A 15,989-nucleotide genomic window follows, 5' to 3' on the forward strand; every position below is an offset into this window, starting at 1 on the left:
CCGTCTGTTCACGCCGTGGCCCACGCCTCCAGCGCGAGGCCCGGCTCCGCCTTCTGGCGGGCGAGGCGCAGCGTGCCGTCGAGTCCGATCGCCGCCATGACCACCCGGCCGCGCGCGTCGAGCGCCAACGACGGTGCGCCCAGGCACGGTTCGCCGGTCTCGGCCCACCACAGGCCCGCCTCCTCGTCCTCCGTGGGGAACGCGGCGAGCGCCGGGCGCCCGCCGGCCGTGCGGTGCGCGAGGACCGTGCAGTCGTGGCCGTCGACGGTGGTCCGCACGGCCGCCGTGGGGCCGGGGCCCGGCGCGCCGCCGAGCGGTATCGCGGGGCCGCCGTGCGCCGGGCGGTGGGCGAGGACGCCGGCGCCGAGGGCGTCGGCCGCGTAGTACGTGAGGCGGTCGGGGCCGGTCTCCAGGGCGGTGCCGGAGCCGGGGGCGGGGGCCAGCGGGACGTCGTCGGCGCGCAGCAGCTCGCCGCCCTGGCTCTCCTGGGCCCAGCGCAGGGTGGCCTTGCCGGCCGGGGCGAGGAGCTCCACGCGGCCCGTCGAGGTGGCGAGCGCGGCCATGCCGTCCAGGGTGTCGCGGACCTTGAGGTCCTTCCACCCCTCCCATCTGCCGCCCTTGCCCTCGCGGCGCATCCGGACGCTGCCGATCGCGTCCCGCACGAAGACGTGGACGGTGCCCGCGGCGTCCACCGCGGCGGCGGGGGCGCCGAGCGAGGGGGCGCGGTCGAGGCGCTTGGTGTGCGGGTTGCCGAGCGAGCGCCAGTCCATGAGCGGCCGGCCCGACTGGTACTGGAGGGAGTGCATGATCTCGACGACGGGCTCCCCCGCCGCGTCCCGCCGCTCCCTGCGGCCCAGGAAGTGCACGTAGCCGTCGCTGCCCTGGGCGAGGGTGAGGTAGGTCAGGTCGGGCGCCTCGAAGAAGTCGGGGCCGCTGAAGGCGGGGCCGCCGGGCCGCTCCTCCGTCCAGCGCAGCAGCCCTCCCCCGGCACGGGCGTAGGCGGTCAGCCGGCCGTCCCGGCCGCGCAGCAGCCAGCGGGCGGTGTCCGGGGCACCGGTGCTGGTGGGCCTCGACGGCATGGTGCGGCGCCTCCCCTTCCACGGTCACGTCCACGTCCACGGTCGGGACGCACAGCGTTTTGCCTATTAGTTTACGTTTGCCGCATGAGAACTCTCGTCGTCGTCGATGCCGCGAACGTCGTCGGATCCGTGCCCGACGGTTGGTGGAAGGACCGCCGCGGGGCCGCCGAGCGGCTGCGGGACTCCCTCGTCCCGTACGCCGCGGACGGACTGCCCGGGCACCCGGGCCCCGTGGACCTGGTGCTCGTCGTCGAGGGGGCCGCCCGAGGGGTGGAGTCGGTGCCCGGCGTACGGGTGGAGAGCGCGCCCGGCAGCGGCGACGACCGCATCGTGGAAGTGGCGGCCGAGGCGGCCGGCCGGCCGTGCGTGGTGGTCACGGCCGACCGCGAACTGCGGCGCAGGGTGGGCGAGGTGGGCGCCGAGTGCGCGGGCCCCCGTACCGTACGTCCCGGATCACCCGGCTCCTGAGGGCTCGTCAGAGGCGCTTCGCGCTGCGCAGGGTGGAGGCGTAGTAGCCGTTGCCGTCCAGGCGTGACGTGCCGCCCTTGTCGCCGATCGTCGGCCCGTTGACCTCCTCGCGGCTCGAGATGAAGATCTTGTGGCCGTCCGCGTCGTGGCCGAGGAAGATGCCGACGTGGTCCAGGCGCTGCTTGGTGCGGGCGTCGAGCTTGAAGAAGACGAGGTCGCCGGGTTGCACCACGTCGATGGACTTGGGGCGGTCGGCCGCACCGATCCCCTTGAGCGCGATGACGTCCGTGCCCGCCTTGCCGCGCGCCATGCCGTTGGCGGTGCGGGGCAGGCCGTCGCCCGCCTGGTCGTTGACCATCAGGGGGTAGCGGGCGCGGTAGCCGAAGACCGTGCGGACGAAGCCGGAGCAGTCCATGGACCGGGCCCGCGCCTTCTCCGGCTGCATGGTCGTGCCGTTGCGGAACGTGTACGGGATGCCGAGGTAGTCGAAGAAGTCGGACTGTTCGAGGCGCAGGTCGTTGCCCGAGCTGCCCTCGGGGTTGAGCGGGCCGAAGTTGGCGTCGCCGGCGTAGGCGATGCCCTCGTCGTCCTTCTTGACCGGGGCGCCCTCCACGTACTGGAAGGCCATCGCGAAGATGTCGTCCTCCTCGCTGCCGGAGAACTCCTTGTACCAGTCCTTGAACCACTTCTCCTTCTCCGCGCCCTCGCGCCAGTTCTCCGGCATCAGCCGCACCCAGTCGTTGGTCACGACCCGGGACTTGGTGTTGGCGGGCTCGGAGAAGGTGCGGCTCGGTCCGGTCAGGGTCGCGGTGCGGGCGCCGTCGGTGAACGTGGCGAGGACCTTGCCGCTCTCGGTGCGCAGCACGGAGCGGTCGGGGCCCTTCAGGCGCTCCCACTTCTGCTTCCCGTCGCTCTGCCCGGTGCTGCTGTGCAACCCGGGGGTGTCGGTGACGGCCTGCACCTTCGGCGCCTTGGCCTCCTCGTCCTTGCGCAGTTCCACGGTCAGGTAGGCGCTGCCCGCCAGCAGGGCGAGCACGGTCGCCGCGTGCACGACGGGACGCTTCTTCTTGGGCGGCATGAATGGCTCCTGCGAATCAGGCGGACGGCATGAAGCCGAGGAGGATCCCGGCGGTGAGGACGACGTAGGCCATGAGGGTCACCGAGCCCGTGGCGAGCAGGGTGGGGCCCTTGGGCTGGCGGACCAGCTGGTAGGCGATCAGGCCTGGGACGATGAAGCCGAGGGTCTGGTTGCTGTACATCAGCGGGAACTCGAGCGAGAGCACGATCATCACGGTGGCCTGGAGCACCACGCCGGTCAGCACGACCGCGGCGAACAGGCGCTTGCCGTAGAGGATCACGAAACGCTGCATCAGGAGCGTGCAGACGTACGTGAGGACAGTGACGCCCACCACCATGGCGGCGCGCTGCAGGTCCTCGACGAGGGTGAGCGCGAGCCAGCCCGGTGTGATCATGCCGCCGGGCGAGAGGTTGGTCGTCAGGTAGCAGACCAGGGAGAAGAGCAGCCCGAGCGCGATGCCGACCGCGGCGATCTCAGGAGTGAGGACGGAGGGAATCAACGGGGCTCTCCTGGGCTGTGCCACTGCGGGGTGTCGTCTGCGGCGGGCGGTGCGGGGGGTACGCGCGGCTCGAACAGGCCGCGGGGCGCGGGAGGTTGAGGACTCGGTTCCTGTGGCGCGTAGCCCTCGTGGGACACGTATGGCTGGTACGGCTCGTACTGCTGGTGGTGCTGCTCGTACTGCTGGTGCTGGTGCTGCTGGTGTTCGTACTGCTCGTACTGCTGGTGCTCGTACTGCTGGTACGCGTGCTGCTGCTCGTACTGCTGGTACTCGTGCTGCTGCGGTACGACGGGGATCGGCTGGGTGTGGGCCGGGGCGTACCGCGTCTCGTACGCCTCCGGGTAGTGCTGGTACGGGTCGACATGCGGCTCGTAGAACGGGGCGGGCTCCTCGGGGGCCTGCTCCTCGCTCTCGTCGGCCGGCAGCTCGGCGAGGTGCTCCAGGAGCAGCTCGCCCTGGCCGTGGATGTTGCCGATCGCGACGAGCGAGGAGTCGGCGCCGAGCTGCGCCAGGATCTCGCGCATGAACTCCTCGGGGTCGCGCCGGTCGCCGCCGAGGTCGACGGCGCGCGAGCGCCAGTCGGCGGGGATCGCGTCGATGGCGGACTTGGCCGGCTGGCCGATGACGAAGACCTTCTCCGGCCGGAGGTCGGGGATGATCTCGCCCATCTGGCCGTTGCGCTCGACGCGGTCGGGGCGGCAGTTGATGACGACGTTCAGCGGGCGGTGGATGGCGCCGAGGTCGAGCAGCTGGTTGATGTTCATCAGCGTCGACTCGGGGTCGTTGGCCGCGAAGACGTTGGCGAAGCGGAGCTTCTTGCCGTTCTCGGTGGCGTACCGCTCGACGGAGAGGACACCGGGGTCCGGCGGCGCGTCGTACATGCCCTGGAGGGCGACCTCGCGGCCGACGCCGACGAGCTCGGCGACCTTGAGCGCGATCGCCACGTTCTCCTTGAAGGTGAACCAGCTGAAGCCGCGCAGCTCGTCGTCGGTCACCGTCTCCGGGTCGGCGTAGATGAGCTCGCAGTTCCGCGCGTCGGCCTCCTCCTTGAGGATGTCGTAGCGGTCCTTCTCGGCGGTGACGCAGATGCCGCCCTCCGGCATGGAGCGGGAGAGCGAGCGCGCCACGTCGTCGAGAGTCGGGCCCATCTCGGCGAGGTGGTCCTCGCGGACATTGCAGAGCACGCCGATGGTGGAGCGGATCAGCTTGGACTGGTTGATCTCCTGGAGCGCGGGCATGACCGCCATGCACTCGATGACCAGGGCGTCCGGGTCGTAGGCGGCGGCGCGCCGCACGATGCCGATCTGCTCCACGACGTTGGCGATGCCGAACTTGCGGTAGACGGGCTCCTCGGTGGCATCCGGGTGGATGAACCGGGCGGCGGTGCCGGTGGTCTTGGCGACCGTGGTGAGCCCGCCGCCGCGCAGGGCGCCCGCGCACAGCCGGGTGATGGAGGACTTGCCGCGGATGCCGTTGACGAGCACCCGGGTGGGGATGTGCTCCAGGCCGGCGAAGTGCCGCCGCTGTTCGACGACGCCGGCGGCCAGCAGGATCGCGCAGCACACCACGAGCACGGTGTAGAGGAAGAGCACGGGGGTTCAGTTCCTTCCGGCGAGGCCGGCCGTGACGCCGTCCCGCTTGCGCTGCGTGCCCGTCGGCAGCTGCTGCCTGATGAGTTCGAGGCTGCGGGTGACGGCGCCGACCTCGTCGTGGTGCTGCGGATACAGGACGGTGCGGCGGTCCCCGTCGGCGAGCGCCTCCGCCCGGTCGGCGAGGTGGCGCAGCGGCCGTACGACGATGATGTGCAGCCAGCCGAGGCAGGCCGCGGCCGCGGTGATGCCGAGCAGGCCCGCGAGGACGGTGCGGTTCTGGTAGCTGTACTCGGGGATGGCGAGCCCGGAGGCGGGCTGCCAGCTGACCACCGTCCAGCCGAGCGAGCCGGCCGCGCCGCCGCCGACGAACGGGGCCGCGGCCGCGATCTGGATGTCGTCGCCGTCGCGGTAGAGGACGCCGCTGGGCCGGGGGCTGAGCCCGACCTTCTGCCCGGTGCCGTCGGCGAGGGCGTTGAGGCGGCCCCCCGGCAGGCTCTCGAACTCGCGGTAGCCGGTGTTGGCGCCGATCACCCTGCGCTTGTCGTCCACGACGCGGACCTCGCCGAGGCCGGGCCGCTTGAGCAGGGAGTTGAGGAAGTCGATGCGGAACTCGCCGACGACGGCGGCTCCTTCGCGGCCCGGCACCTCGGCCGTGCCGATGATCACCGGTTCCTTGCCGCCCTCGTCGATGACCCGGATGGGCTTGGTCGAGGGCCCCTTGCCCGAGGGGCTGCGGGGGTCGTGGCCCGCCTCGGCGAGGATCTTGCCGTCGGCGTCGAGCACGTACAGGGACTGGTAGCGCCCGTGCTGGTTCAGGGTGCTGTCGAGGACCTTGGCCATGTCGGAGGGTTCGGTGCGGTCCCCCATCAGGGTGGCGACCGAGGTGAGGTCGGCCTGGCCCTCGTTGAGGGCGCGGCGGACCCGGTCGGTGAGGGTGTCGGTGCGCTCGCGCTGGTCGTTGACCATCTGCTGCGGTATGACGACGGTGTCGCCCGCCCGGTTGAGCAGCAACAGCAGCGGCGCGGACCAGGCGAGCAGCAGCACGGCGCAGACGGCGAGCAGGGTGCGGGTGCCGAACCTGCGGCGCCGGGGCTTGTCCTCGGGGGCGGCGGGTTCGCCGGTGAGCTGGCGGCGCAGCCGTTCCAGGGCGGTGCCGATGCGGGCGGCCTCGCCGTGCCGCGGCACGGAGACCGGCCGGTCGACGTCGCCGCGGGTGAGCCGGCGGCCCTCCAGGAAGAGCTGGATCAGCGGCCGCTGCACGGTCCGCAGGAGCACGAAGACGGTGAGCCCGCCGATCAGCAGCAGGGCGCCGGCCGCGATCAGCCCGAAGGCGGAGTCGCTCTTGGCCGTCGGGTCCTCGGCGACCGGGACCATCGCGACGACCGTGAGGCCGAGCCGGGTGGCCACGGTGGCCTCGCCCGCCTCGGGGCCCGCCATGTTCGCGTACCCGGCGACGGCGCGCTCACCGAGGTAGCGCTCGCCGGTGAGGTGGCCGCTGATGCCGAGAAAGCCGCCCGAGCCGGGCTCCTTGGACATCAGGGGATGCCCCCGGGTCTTCTTGGCGGCCGCCTCGGCGAAGGACTTGAGCTGCTTGTTGGACTGCTTGACCTCGTCGCGCTGCAGATCGGTGAGGACCTGTTCGGGCTCGGGAATGCCGTCGGTGCTCAGGACGTCGCCGTCCTGGTCGACGACGGCGATGGAGCGGAACTTGCCGAGGCTGATGCCGGGGAAGCGCAGGCTGCTCGACGCGATCAGGAGCTGCTGCGGCTGTCCCTTCCACGTGAGCAGGGCGAAGGAGAGCAGGCGGGTCTCGCCGTTCTCCAGGCGCACCATGCGCGGGGCGAGACCGTCCTTGCCCGCCAGCTCGCCGCGGTCGACGGCGGTCAGCGGGAGGTTCTCGCCGCGGGCCGCGAGCAGCTTGCCCGAGGCGATCTCGACGATCGCCGTGCCCATCCACTTCTGGTAGACGCTGCCGGTCTTGTCGAGGACGGCGTCTGCGGGCACCGGGTCACCGGCGCTGAAGAGCTCGGCGGTCCGGGTCAGGTCGGTGACGGACTCGTCGATGGAGGCGCGCAGCGCGATGGCGCCGTCCTCGGCGAAGTGCTGCTGGGACGACTGGACGGCTTTGGGTACGGCTTCCTGGCCGACCCTGCCGAGCGTCAGAGCGGTGATGCCCGCGAGGGCGAGGAGCAGGACCGACAGCACGGCGATGGGCGGCCGTATGCCGCCCAGCAGGGACATGTCGGTCCTTCGGCGGACCTTGTGCCGCCGCTTCGAACGCGAAGCGGCCAAGGGGGGCTCCTCTCCTGGAGTGACGCGGGGTGTCGAACACGCAAAGTGATGCGTTCCGGAGAGGTCTGACCCGTGTCACGCCGGGAGGGATGTACGAGCGGCCACAAATGTGACCTAGATCGCGTCAAGAGGGTGTTTGGGCCAAAACCCGGTCATGATCATTCCGCTTGGCCCGGTCCCTCTGTCGGGATTCCCCCACCTGTCGCCCTCAGTCGGGCAGCCCCTGGAGCGGTACGAGCCCGTCCTGGCTCGCGCCCCGGTTCAGCAGCGTGCCCTGGGTGCGCTCGAAGGCGAGGCGGTAGCGGGACCGCTGCTGCTCACTGAGGTTCTTGTCGTCCCGCAGCGCGGTGGCGACGTCGACGAGCCGGTGGTCCTCGACCGCGTTCTTCGGCAGGGCGCCGGTCTCGTCGGGGTCCGGCGGGATGTCCACGAAGGTGGGGACGTACTTGGCGTCGACGTCCCACTTACCGCCGCGCTTGACGAACTCGAACCAGCCGATGACCCCTTCCTCGGTCAGTCCGTTGGGCACGTCGTGCCGGGCGATCTGGTTGCCGAGCCCGTACGCGATCCAGGTGCCGTCGACCTTCTCCATCGGCTGGACGACGTGCGCGTGGTGGCCGATGACCAGGTTGATGCCGGTCTCCCGGGCGATCCTGCGGGCCAGCTTCAGCTGCGGGCCGCTGGCGTTGGGCTGGTTCTCGCGGCCCCAGTGGATGCTGAGGATCACGACCTCGGCGCCGGCCGCGCGCGCCTTCTTCTCGGCGGCGGCGATCGCGTCGAAGTCGTTCTTGTTGGCGATCCACGGCTTGTTCTTGGGGACCTCGCGGCCGTTGAACCCGAAGGCGAAGGCTATCTGCGCCACCTTCACGCCCTTCACCTCGGTGATCAGCGGCTTCGCCGCCTCGGCCGCGCTGCGCGCCGAACCGGTGTGCCGCAGGCCCGCCTTGTCCAGCGTGTTCAGGGTGCGGGTGACCCCGGCGGGGCCGTGGTCGAGCGTGTGGTTGGAGACGCTCGAGCACTGGTCGTAGCCGACGTCCTTGACCGCCGTGGCGATCTGCGGCGGCACGAGGAAGTCGGGGTAGCTCCGGAACGGTCCCCCGGGCTTGCCGACCACCGGTTCGAAGTGGCAGATGCCCAGGTCGGCCTTGCTGATGACCGGCTTGACGCCCGCCATCATCGGCCGGAAGTCCAGGCCCTTCTCCCCCTTGCCCGTCTTCTTGGCGTCCTTGCGCGCCTGTTCGGTCAGCTGGGGGTGGATGAGGATGTCGCCCGCGGCGGCGACGGTGAACGAGGGGCCGTCGGCTGCGGGCTTGTCGTCGCCGCCGAAGGGGCCGCAGGCGGTGCCGGTCAGCAGGAGCGAGGAGGCTGCACAGGTCACGAGTTGCCTGCGAAGGGGACGTGTCATCACAGGGCTATCTTTATACAACCATGAAGATCTTCCGCACCCGGCCGAAACCGATCGCACGGAAGGCCGCGGCTCTCGGCCTGGTCACCGCAGCCGTCCTCAGCCTCGCGCAGTGCGGCGCGGGCTCCTCCCCGGACGACGACGGGTCCGGCCCCGAAGCGAGCCACGCCCCTTCGACGCCGGGCGGCGGAACCGGCAGGGGCGGCGGAGCCGGCGAGGACGACAAGGCCGCCGAGGGCCTGACCGGAATGATCACCGCGTACACCGACGGGTTCCACGAGGACAGCGGGTACCGCCACCCCTCGCGCACCGACCGGAACACCGTCGCCGAGGGCGTCGCGCTGCTCCTCGACCACCGGCGCCCGCAGGCCGAACGCCGGCTGGCGGACGTGGATCTCGCGGTGCGCACGGTCACCGACAAGAGCGCGGGACGGCGGTACGCGGAGATCGCCGACCGCTCCGAGGACGGCGCGGCACCGCGTGGCTGGGGCCGCGTCTACGTCGACCTCGACGCCCCGGCCCGCTGGTCCGTGCAGGTCCCGCACCCGGTGGCCGACCGGAACACCGAGCGGCTCGGCGCGGAGCTGATGCGCCGCTCCCCCGGCGGCGTGCTCGTGCTCGCGGGCGCACACCGCGACGCCGGGCGCGGCGACGAGGCGGACGTCGCCCACCGCAGGGACACCGTGTTCCACGCCGTCTGCGACGAGCTCGTCCGGCGCGGCCTGCCCGGCGTCCAACTCCACGGAATGGCCGACGACTCGGCGCCCCGGCACGACGTCGTCGCCTCCACGGGCCGCGGCCGGGAGGCCGTCACCGAGGGCCGCGCCCTCGCCGACGCCCTGCGCGGGCGGGGCTGGGACGTCTGCCGCGCCTGGGCCAGGTCCTGCCCGCTCGCGGGCCGCTCCAACGTGCAGGGCCGGGCCGCGTCGGCCCGCGATGTGCCGTTCCTGCACGTCGAGTTCGGCCCCCGGATCCGCGAGGACCGCGACCGCACCCGAGCGGCCGTGGGAGCGCTCACGGACGTCACCCGCAGCTGGCAACGCCGCTCGTAGCCCCCGCAGGGCCGCCCCGGCACCCCCCTCCGCCCCCGCCCACCTGGCCCGAAGGTGCTCTTCTCAGGCGCCGGGGAGGTCCGTAGCCTGTGACACCAACTCGTCGAAGTCACACCTGCGTTGGCTGAGGACACGTGGACACTGCGACCCTGCTTCTGCTCGGCGCGGCCGGCGGAGCGGTGCGCGGGATCGTGCATGCCTACGACTGCATGACCGAGTGGCTCGCCCGGCGCCGGGAGCATCGGCTCTCCGGACACCCCGAGGGCGCGGGGCCTCCCGCGTTCGGCGCGTTCTACGACATCGCGGGCGAGTGCGTCGCCGCCGCCGTGCACATCACGCTGGGAGCCGGGGTGGCGGTGCTCCTCGGCGCCTCGGGGCAGATCAGCGGCGGCTTCGCGACCTTCGCCGCGGGAGCCTCGGCGCCCCTGGTCCTCGTACAGCTCAAGAACTCCCGGCTCGCGGACGTCGTCCTCGGTGACGCGGGCGCCGCGCAGGCCGGCCAGCCGGTGCAGCCGGTGCAGCCGGTGCCGCCGCCCCAGGGAGAGCCGCAGGCCCGCGATCCCGGGCCCCTGCCGCGCCCACGGCCACCGGCCGCCGAGCGCAGGAGTGCCGAATGAGCCGGCCCGCCCTGCTGCGCCGGGCCGCCGCGGCCACCATCGGCGTCGACCGGCGTCCCGACCGCGCCCGCTCCCTGCCCCCGCGCCACGACCTCACCTTGGCCCGCAGGGCGGCCGCCGCCACCATCGGGGTCCGCACCCGGCGACCGCCCGGGGCGAGCGCCGGGAAGGAGCCGGCGCGGAACGCGACGGCGGGGCGCGTGGAGAGGAGCGCGCCGTCCGGTCCGTTCCTCACGCCCACCGGAGGCCCCTCGCCCCGGACACGGCAGCGCCGCGCTCTCGTCCTGGCCGCGGTGGCCGCCGTCGTCGCCATCGCCTTCGGCGCCTTCAGCGCCTACCGCGAGGACGCCTTCGTGGACACCGCGCCCCCGGCGGGCGCGCTGCCACAGAGGTACATCGGCACCTGGAAGACCGCGGTCCCGGGAAAGCCCGGCAACACCAGGACGCTCGTGATCCGGCAGGGCGAGGTGGGCGACACGGTGATGACCCTGACGGCGGACGGCCCCGAGTACCACTGCGTCTTCCGGGCCCGGCTCGAAGCCGTCGTCCTCGACGGCATCCAGTTGGGCGAGTCGACCGTGGCCCGGGGCCGTCCGCCCCAGTCGTGCAGTCCGGGCGGCGCATCCACGGTGCTCGTGGTGGGTGAGAACACGCTGCGGCGCATCGCCGGCGAGAACACGCTGACGTACAAGCGCGCCCGGTGACACACCCGGGCGCCGCCCTCACCGCCCCACCCGCACGTACACCACCGCCCCCTCCACCCGCGCCACCGGCGCGTACCCGACCGAGAGGATCCGGCGCAGTGACGGCACCCGGTCCGGGGCGAACGGCTTGCCCCGGGAGTCGTCGACCACGACCGCAGGCGGGTCGCGCCGCATCTCCCGGCGGAAGACCGGCCAGGCGCCCTCGACCGCGTACTTCTCGCCCACCTGCGGCCCGTCCCGGCCCCCGCTGTAGTTCGTGAGCAGCCCCGCCGTGAGGTAGCGGCTCGCTGGGGGACGGTCGGCCAGCCAGTACGTCTCCGGGTGTATGCCCCAGAACAGCACCCGGTCGCGCGGCCCCGTGTCGGCCCTGACCACCTGCGCCAGGCGGGTGGCGTGCGCCAGTTCGGGGCGGGGCGCGAGCAGCCCCCAGGCGAGGAAGACGGCGCACGCGCACCCGGAGGCGACAAGGGCTCGTACCGTCCGCTCGCGCGGCAGGATCTGCAGCGCGGCCGCTCCCAACAGGGCCAGCGGCGGCATGAGTTGGAGGTAGTAGTGGCCGAAGAAGTGGAAGCCGAGCAGGACCGCGGCCACCGACGAGGCGAGCCAGAGCCACAGCTCCGCCGCACCCGTGCGGGCGATCCGCAGCACCCGCACGACCGGCGGGAGGATTCCCGCGCAGGCCGCCGCGAGCAGCGCCGCGTTGATCAACCCCCGTACCAGTACGTGGAGTTCGGAGCCGGTGAAGGAGGCGTACGCGCCGGAGCCCGTCACCGTCCAGAACAGGAAGCCGGTGGGTGTCGTCAGGAGCGCGGCCGCCAGCACCGGCAGGCCGAGGCCGCACGCCAGGCGCCCGGTGTCCCGCCGGGCGGCCCCGCCGCGCCACAGCAGCCAGCCGACCGGGAGCAGCACCGCCCCGCCGGTCTGCTTGGCCAGGAAGGCGCAGGCCACCGCGGCCCCGGCGGCGCCCCATCTGCGGCGGTCCGCGCACCACATGGCGGCCGCCGTGCACGGCAGCATGAAGACCTCGAAGGTGGCCGCCTGGGCGTCCTCCGGGTTGAGGCCCACGGAGATCAGCAGGTACAGCACGCCCGCCGTGCGGCCCGCGCCGTCCCCCCAGCGGCGCCGGGCCAGTGAGACCAGGAGCACCGCCGTCAGGAGCTGCGCGGCGAGGGCGAGGAGCTTCAGGGGCAGCAGGGAGTCGTCGCCGAAGAGCGCGAACGCGCCCGCGTACAGCCAGGGGACGAGCGGCGGCTTGCGGTCGACGACCGTCTCGTAGAGCTCGCCGCCGTCCGCCAACATCCGTGCCTGGACGGCGAGATAGCCCTCGTCCGGGCTCCACAGCGGCCACCGGAAGGAGGGCAGCCGCGTCGCGCACGCCAGGGCGGCGAGCAGCGGGAGCAGCCGCGCCCAGTACGCGGCCCGTGCACCCCTTCCGGGGGCGGGCTCCGTACGCGGGCCCGGCACCCGGAGGCCGGGCACGGAGCGTGGTGACGCGGAGGGCGGGGCGAGCATACGGGCACGCTAACGGCCCCGCACGCCCCGACGGATCGGGACATACGGGGCCGGGGCGTCATACCTGCCGAACGGCGGGTGACTACCGTGCGTCGCCGGCCTGCCGGTCACGGACGTGCAGACGACTGTGCGAGCGTCCGTACGCGAAGTAGATGACGACGCCGAGCACCATCCAGACGCCGAACCGCACCCAGGTCTCGGCCGGCAGGTTCAGCATCAGCCACAGCGACGCGAGCACCGAGAGGATCGGCACGAAGGGCACCAGCGGGGTGCGGAAGGCGCGCGGCAGGTCGGGGCGCTGCCTGCGGAGCAGGATGACGCCGAGGGCGACCACGACGAAGGCGAACAGCGTGCCGATGTTGACCAGTTCGGCCAGCTCGTCGATGGAGGTGAAGCCCGCGACGACCGCCACGATCAGCCCGAGCAGGATCGTCGAGCGGTACGGCGTGCCGAACTTGGGGTGGACCTTGGAGAAGGTCTTCGGCAGCAGCCCGTCCCGGCTCATCGCGAAGAACACCCGGGTCTGGCCGAGCAGCAGGATCATGCAGACGGAGGTGAGGCCGACGGCGGCGCCGAAGCTGATCAGGCCCGCCCAGAAGGGGTGCCCGACGGCCTTGAAGGCGTCCGCGAGCGGCGCGTCCGTGGAGAGGTCGGTGTACTTCTGCATGCCGGTCACGACGACGGAGACCGCGACATACAGGACCGTACAGATGAGCAGCGAGCCGAGGATGCCGCGGGGCACGTCGCGCTGCGGGTTGTGGGTCTCCTCGGCGGCGGTCGCGACGATGTCGAAGCCGATGAACGCGAAGAAGACGACGGCCGCCGCGGTGAAGATGCCCATGACGCCGAAGTCGCCCGGGGTGAACCCGAAGATCAGCTGGACCAGCGGCGCCGTGATGCCGCCGCCGCCCTCGACCTGCTTGCTCGGCGGGATGAACGGGTCGTAGTTGGAGCCGGTGATGAAGAAGGCGCCCACGATGATGACGAGCACGACCACGGTGACCTTGACGGCGACGATGATGTTGGTGACCCGCGAGGACAGCTTCATCCCGGCGACGAGGATGCCGGTCAGGATCAGCACGAGCACCGCGGCCAGCAGGTCGAAGCCGAACTTCCCCTCGTGCGTGCCGCTCAGCGCCTGCGGCAGATGCACGCCCGCGGTGTCGAGGAGCGAGCGGAGGTAGCCGGACCAGCCGACCGCCACCACCGCGCAGCCGAGCGCGAGTTCGAGGACCAGGTCCCAGCCGATGATCCAGGCCGGGAACTCGCCGAGCGAGGCGTACGAGAAGGTGTACGCGGACCCGGCGACCGGCACGGTCGAGGCGAACTCGGCGTAGCAGAGCGCCGCGAGGGCGCACACGAGTCCGGCGACGACGAAGGCCAGGGCCACCGAGGGCCCGGCCGTCTCCTTGGCGATTTTTCCGGTCAGTACGAAGATTCCGGTGCCGATGATGACGCCGACGCCGAAGACCGTGAGGTCGAGGGCGGACAGCGACTTCTTGAGCGCGTGCTCCGGTTCCTCGGTGTCCTTGATGGACCGCTCGACGCTCTTCGTCCTGAAGAGGGTGTTGCTCACGGGCGTACCTCCACGCTTGTCGTCCCCGACATGATCGAGAGACCGAGTACCCCGAAAGCCCCGGCGCGGGCCGATTCACGCGAATGGGCCGGTCCCACCACCCGTACAGGGTGCTGAAACCGGCCCATCGGCGGTGCGCGTTGACGTCAGTCGCGGGCGGGCTCCACCGCGTCGACCGCGGCGGCGGTGTTCCGCTCGTACTTGCCGTCGAGCTTGGCGACCAGGCCGGTGACCTGCCGGGCGATGTCCGGCGCCGTCAGGCCGATCTCCGCCATGATCTCCTTGCGGGACGCGTGGTCGAGGAAGCGCGGCGGGATGCCGAAGTCGCGCAGCGGTACGTCGACGCCGGCGTCGCGCAGCGCCTGGGCGATGGCCGAACCGACGCCGCCCGCACGGGAGTTGTCCTCGACGGTGACGACGACGCGGTGCTTCTCGGCGAGCGGGGCCATCGCCTCGTCGACCGGCTTGACCCAGCGCGGGTCGACGACGGTCGTGGTGATGCCCTGCTTGTCGAGCAGGCCGGCGATCTCCAGGCACATCGGCGCGAGCGCGCCCACGGAGACCAGCAGCACGTCCGGCTTGTCGGCGGACGCCTCGCGCAGCACGTCCATCGAGCCGACCTTGCCGACGGCCTTGACCGCCGGGCCGACCGCGCCCTTGGAGTAGCGCACCACGGTCGGCGCGTCGTCGACCTCGACGGCCTCGCGCAGTTGCAGGCGGACCTGGTCGGCGTCGCGCGGCGCGGCGATCCGCAGGGTCGGCACGCACTGCAGGATCGACATGTCCCACATGCCGTTGTGCGAGGCGCCGTCCGAACCGGTGACGCCCGCCCGGTCCAGGACGAAGGTGACGCCGCACTTGTGCAGCGCCACGTCCATCAGGAGCTGGTCGAAGGCGCGGTTGAGGAAGGTCGCGTAGACGGCGAAGACCGGGTGCAGGCCGCCGGTGGCGAGGCCGGCCGCGGAGACGGCGGCGTGCTGCTCGGCGATGCCCACGTCGTAGACGCGGTCGGGGAAGGCCTTGGCGAACCTCGCCAGGCCGACCGGCTGGAGCATGGCGGCCGTGATGGCGACGATGTCCTCGCGCTCGTGGCCGAGCTTGACCATCTCCTCGCCGAAGACGGACGTCCAGTCCATGCCGCCGGAGGCGATGGGCAGGCCGGTGTCGGGGTGGATCGGGCCGATGCCGTGGAAGTGGTCGGCCTCGTCCTCCTCGGCGGGCTTGTAGCCGCGGCCCTTCTCGGTGATGCAGTGCACGATGACCGGGCCGCCGAAACGCTTGGCGCGCTGCAGGGCGGACTCCAGGGCCTCGATGTCGTGGCCGTCGATCGGGCCGACGTACTTCAGGCCGAGGTCCTCGAACATGCCCTGCGGGGCGATGAAGTCCTTCAGGCCCTTCTTGGCGCCGTGCAGGGTCTCGTAGAGCGGCCTGCCGACGACCGGCGTGCGCTCCAAGAGGTCCTTGCCGCGGGCCAGGAAACGCTCGTACCCATCCGTGGTGCGCAGGGTGGCGAGGTGGTTGGCGAGGCCGCCGATGGTCGGCGCGTACGACCGCTCGTTGTCGTTGACGACGATCACGAGGGGGCGGTCCTTGGCGGCCGCGATGTTGTTCAGCGCCTCCCAGGCCATGCCGCCGGTCAGCGCGCCGTCACCGATGACGGCGACGACGTGGTCGTCCCTGCGGCGCACCTCGTTGGCCTTGGCCAGGCCGTCGGCCCAGCCGAGGACGGTGGAGGCGTGGCTGTTCTCGATCACGTCGTGGTCGGACTCGGCGCGCGAGGGGTAGCCGGAGATACCGCCCTTGGTGCGCAGCTTCTCGAAGTCCTGGCGGCCGGTGAGCAGCTTGTGCACGTAACTCTGGTGGCCGGTGTCGAAGAGGACCTTGTCCTGCGGGGACTCGAAGACGCGGTGCAGGGCGATGGTGAGCTCGACCACGCCGAGATTGGGGCCGAGGTGGCCGCCGGTCTTGGAGACTGCGTCGACGAGGAAGCCGCGGATCTCTCCGGCCAGCTGGTTCAGCTCCTCGGGACTGAGCCGGTCAAGATCGCGCGGTCCCGTGATGCGGTTCAGCAGCGGCACCCGTGCCTCCTTGCAGTAGAGCTGAGATGTGCTGTTC

The 15,989-nt window shown here is 72.1% G+C and carries 13 protein-coding genes; 4 read left to right on the forward strand and 9 right to left on the reverse strand.

Features of this window, described 5'->3' with window-relative positions; all coding sequences use genetic code 11:
- Positions 1-8 precede the first annotated feature (8 nt).
- Positions 9-1,079 carry a hypothetical protein gene (locus ACFYO9_RS19815; RefSeq protein ID WP_358775230.1) on the reverse strand — a complete coding sequence of 357 codons (1,071 nt, stop codon included), beginning with the start codon at positions 1,077-1,079 and terminating at the stop codon, positions 9-11.
- An 84-nt stretch (positions 1,080-1,163) separates the two neighbouring features.
- Here ACFYO9_RS19815 and ACFYO9_RS19820 point away from each other — a divergent pair, with 84 nt between their 5' ends.
- Complete coding sequence (locus tag ACFYO9_RS19820; protein WP_358775232.1) at positions 1,164-1,547, forward strand: NTP pyrophosphohydrolase; 384 nt, start codon at positions 1,164-1,166, stop codon at positions 1,545-1,547.
- Positions 1,548-1,554: 7 nt separating this feature from the next.
- Here the strand turns inward: ACFYO9_RS19820 and ACFYO9_RS19825 are convergent, their stop codons facing one another.
- The 5 genes from ACFYO9_RS19825 to ACFYO9_RS19845 form a co-directional block, all read right to left on the reverse strand.
- Positions 1,555-2,625, reverse strand: coding sequence for an NlpC/P60 family protein (locus ACFYO9_RS19825; protein ID WP_358775233.1), 1,071 nt, complete (start codon positions 2,623-2,625; stop codon positions 1,555-1,557).
- A gap of 16 nt (positions 2,626-2,641) precedes the next feature.
- Entirely contained in the window at positions 2,642-3,124 is a 483-nt protein-coding gene (locus tag ACFYO9_RS19830) for a poly-gamma-glutamate biosynthesis protein PgsC/CapC (protein ID WP_055564848.1), read from the reverse strand.
- On the reverse strand, positions 3,121-4,716 hold the full coding sequence (gene pgsB, locus ACFYO9_RS19835; protein ID WP_358775235.1) for a poly-gamma-glutamate synthase PgsB: 1,596 nt from the start codon (positions 4,714-4,716) through the stop codon (positions 3,121-3,123). Before pgsB ends, ACFYO9_RS19830 begins: the two co-directional genes overlap by 4 nt.
- Positions 4,717-4,722: 6 nt before the next feature.
- Complete coding sequence (locus tag ACFYO9_RS19840; RefSeq protein ID WP_388666491.1) at positions 4,723-6,957, reverse strand: HAMP domain-containing protein; 2,235 nt, start codon at positions 6,955-6,957, stop codon at positions 4,723-4,725.
- A 259-nt stretch (positions 6,958-7,216) separates the two neighbouring features.
- A complete protein-coding gene (locus ACFYO9_RS19845; RefSeq protein ID WP_388666450.1) occupies positions 7,217-8,413 on the reverse strand; it encodes a CapA family protein in 1,197 nt (398 codons plus the stop codon).
- A 23-nt stretch (positions 8,414-8,436) separates the two neighbouring features.
- Between ACFYO9_RS19845 and ACFYO9_RS19850 the strand changes: the two genes are divergently transcribed.
- The 3 genes from ACFYO9_RS19850 (at position 8,437) to ACFYO9_RS19860 (ending at position 10,786) form a co-directional block, all read left to right on the forward strand.
- Positions 8,437-9,465 carry a hypothetical protein gene (locus ACFYO9_RS19850; protein ID WP_358775240.1) on the forward strand — a complete coding sequence of 343 codons (1,029 nt, stop codon included), beginning with the start codon at positions 8,437-8,439 and terminating at the stop codon, positions 9,463-9,465.
- 134 nt (positions 9,466-9,599) lie between these two features.
- Positions 9,600-10,082, forward strand: coding sequence for a hypothetical protein (locus ACFYO9_RS19855; protein ID WP_358775242.1), 483 nt, complete (start codon positions 9,600-9,602; stop codon positions 10,080-10,082).
- Entirely contained in the window at positions 10,079-10,786 is a 708-nt protein-coding gene (locus tag ACFYO9_RS19860) for a hypothetical protein (protein WP_358775243.1), read from the forward strand. Before ACFYO9_RS19855 ends, ACFYO9_RS19860 begins: the two co-directional genes overlap by 4 nt.
- Before the next feature lie 18 nt (positions 10,787-10,804).
- Here ACFYO9_RS19860 and ACFYO9_RS19865 read toward each other — a convergent pair whose 3' ends face one another.
- From ACFYO9_RS19865 to dxs, 3 genes are all read right to left on the reverse strand, one after another.
- Positions 10,805-12,298: a glycosyltransferase family 39 protein gene (locus tag ACFYO9_RS19865; protein ID WP_358775245.1), complete on the reverse strand. Its 1,494-nt coding sequence runs from the start codon at positions 12,296-12,298 to the stop codon at positions 10,805-10,807.
- Positions 12,299-12,380: 82 nt separating this feature from the next.
- The gene (locus tag ACFYO9_RS19870) at positions 12,381-13,874 is read right to left on the reverse strand and encodes an amino acid permease (protein ID WP_355805004.1); all 1,494 of its coding nucleotides are present in this window, start codon (positions 13,872-13,874) and stop codon (positions 12,381-12,383) included.
- A gap of 146 nt (positions 13,875-14,020) precedes the next feature.
- Positions 14,021-15,952, reverse strand: coding sequence for a 1-deoxy-D-xylulose-5-phosphate synthase (gene dxs / locus ACFYO9_RS19875; RefSeq protein ID WP_358775247.1), 1,932 nt, complete (start codon positions 15,950-15,952; stop codon positions 14,021-14,023).
- Positions 15,953-15,989 lie beyond the last annotated feature (37 nt).

Origin of the sequence: Streptomyces sp. NPDC005863, from assembly GCF_042871345.1 — a bacterium.
Classification (GTDB): Bacteria; Actinomycetota; Actinomycetes; order Streptomycetales; family Streptomycetaceae; genus Streptomyces.

What these genes read in the sequence shown, in the direction of transcription:
- ACFYO9_RS19815 (WP_358775230.1), bottom strand. Translation starts at nt 1,079, where the DNA reads ATGCCGTCGAGGCCCACCAGCACCGGTGCCCCGGACACCGCCCGCTGG.
- ACFYO9_RS19820 (WP_358775232.1), top strand. Translation starts at nt 1,164, where the DNA reads ATGAGAACTCTCGTCGTCGTCGATGCCGCGAACGTCGTCGGATCCGTG.
- ACFYO9_RS19825 (WP_358775233.1), bottom strand. Translation starts at nt 2,625, where the DNA reads ATGCCGCCCAAGAAGAAGCGTCCCGTCGTGCACGCGGCGACCGTGCTC.
- ACFYO9_RS19840 (WP_388666491.1), bottom strand. Translation starts at nt 6,957, where the DNA reads ATGTCCCTGCTGGGCGGCATACGGCCGCCCATCGCCGTGCTGTCGGTC.
- ACFYO9_RS19845 (WP_388666450.1), bottom strand. Translation starts at nt 8,413, where the DNA reads ATGACACGTCCCCTTCGCAGGCAACTCGTGACCTGTGCAGCCTCCTCG.
- ACFYO9_RS19850 (WP_358775240.1), top strand. Translation starts at nt 8,437, where the DNA reads ATGAAGATCTTCCGCACCCGGCCGAAACCGATCGCACGGAAGGCCGCG.
- ACFYO9_RS19860 (WP_358775243.1), top strand. Translation starts at nt 10,079, where the DNA reads ATGAGCCGGCCCGCCCTGCTGCGCCGGGCCGCCGCGGCCACCATCGGC.
- ACFYO9_RS19865 (WP_358775245.1), bottom strand. Translation starts at nt 12,298, where the DNA reads ATGCTCGCCCCGCCCTCCGCGTCACCACGCTCCGTGCCCGGCCTCCGG.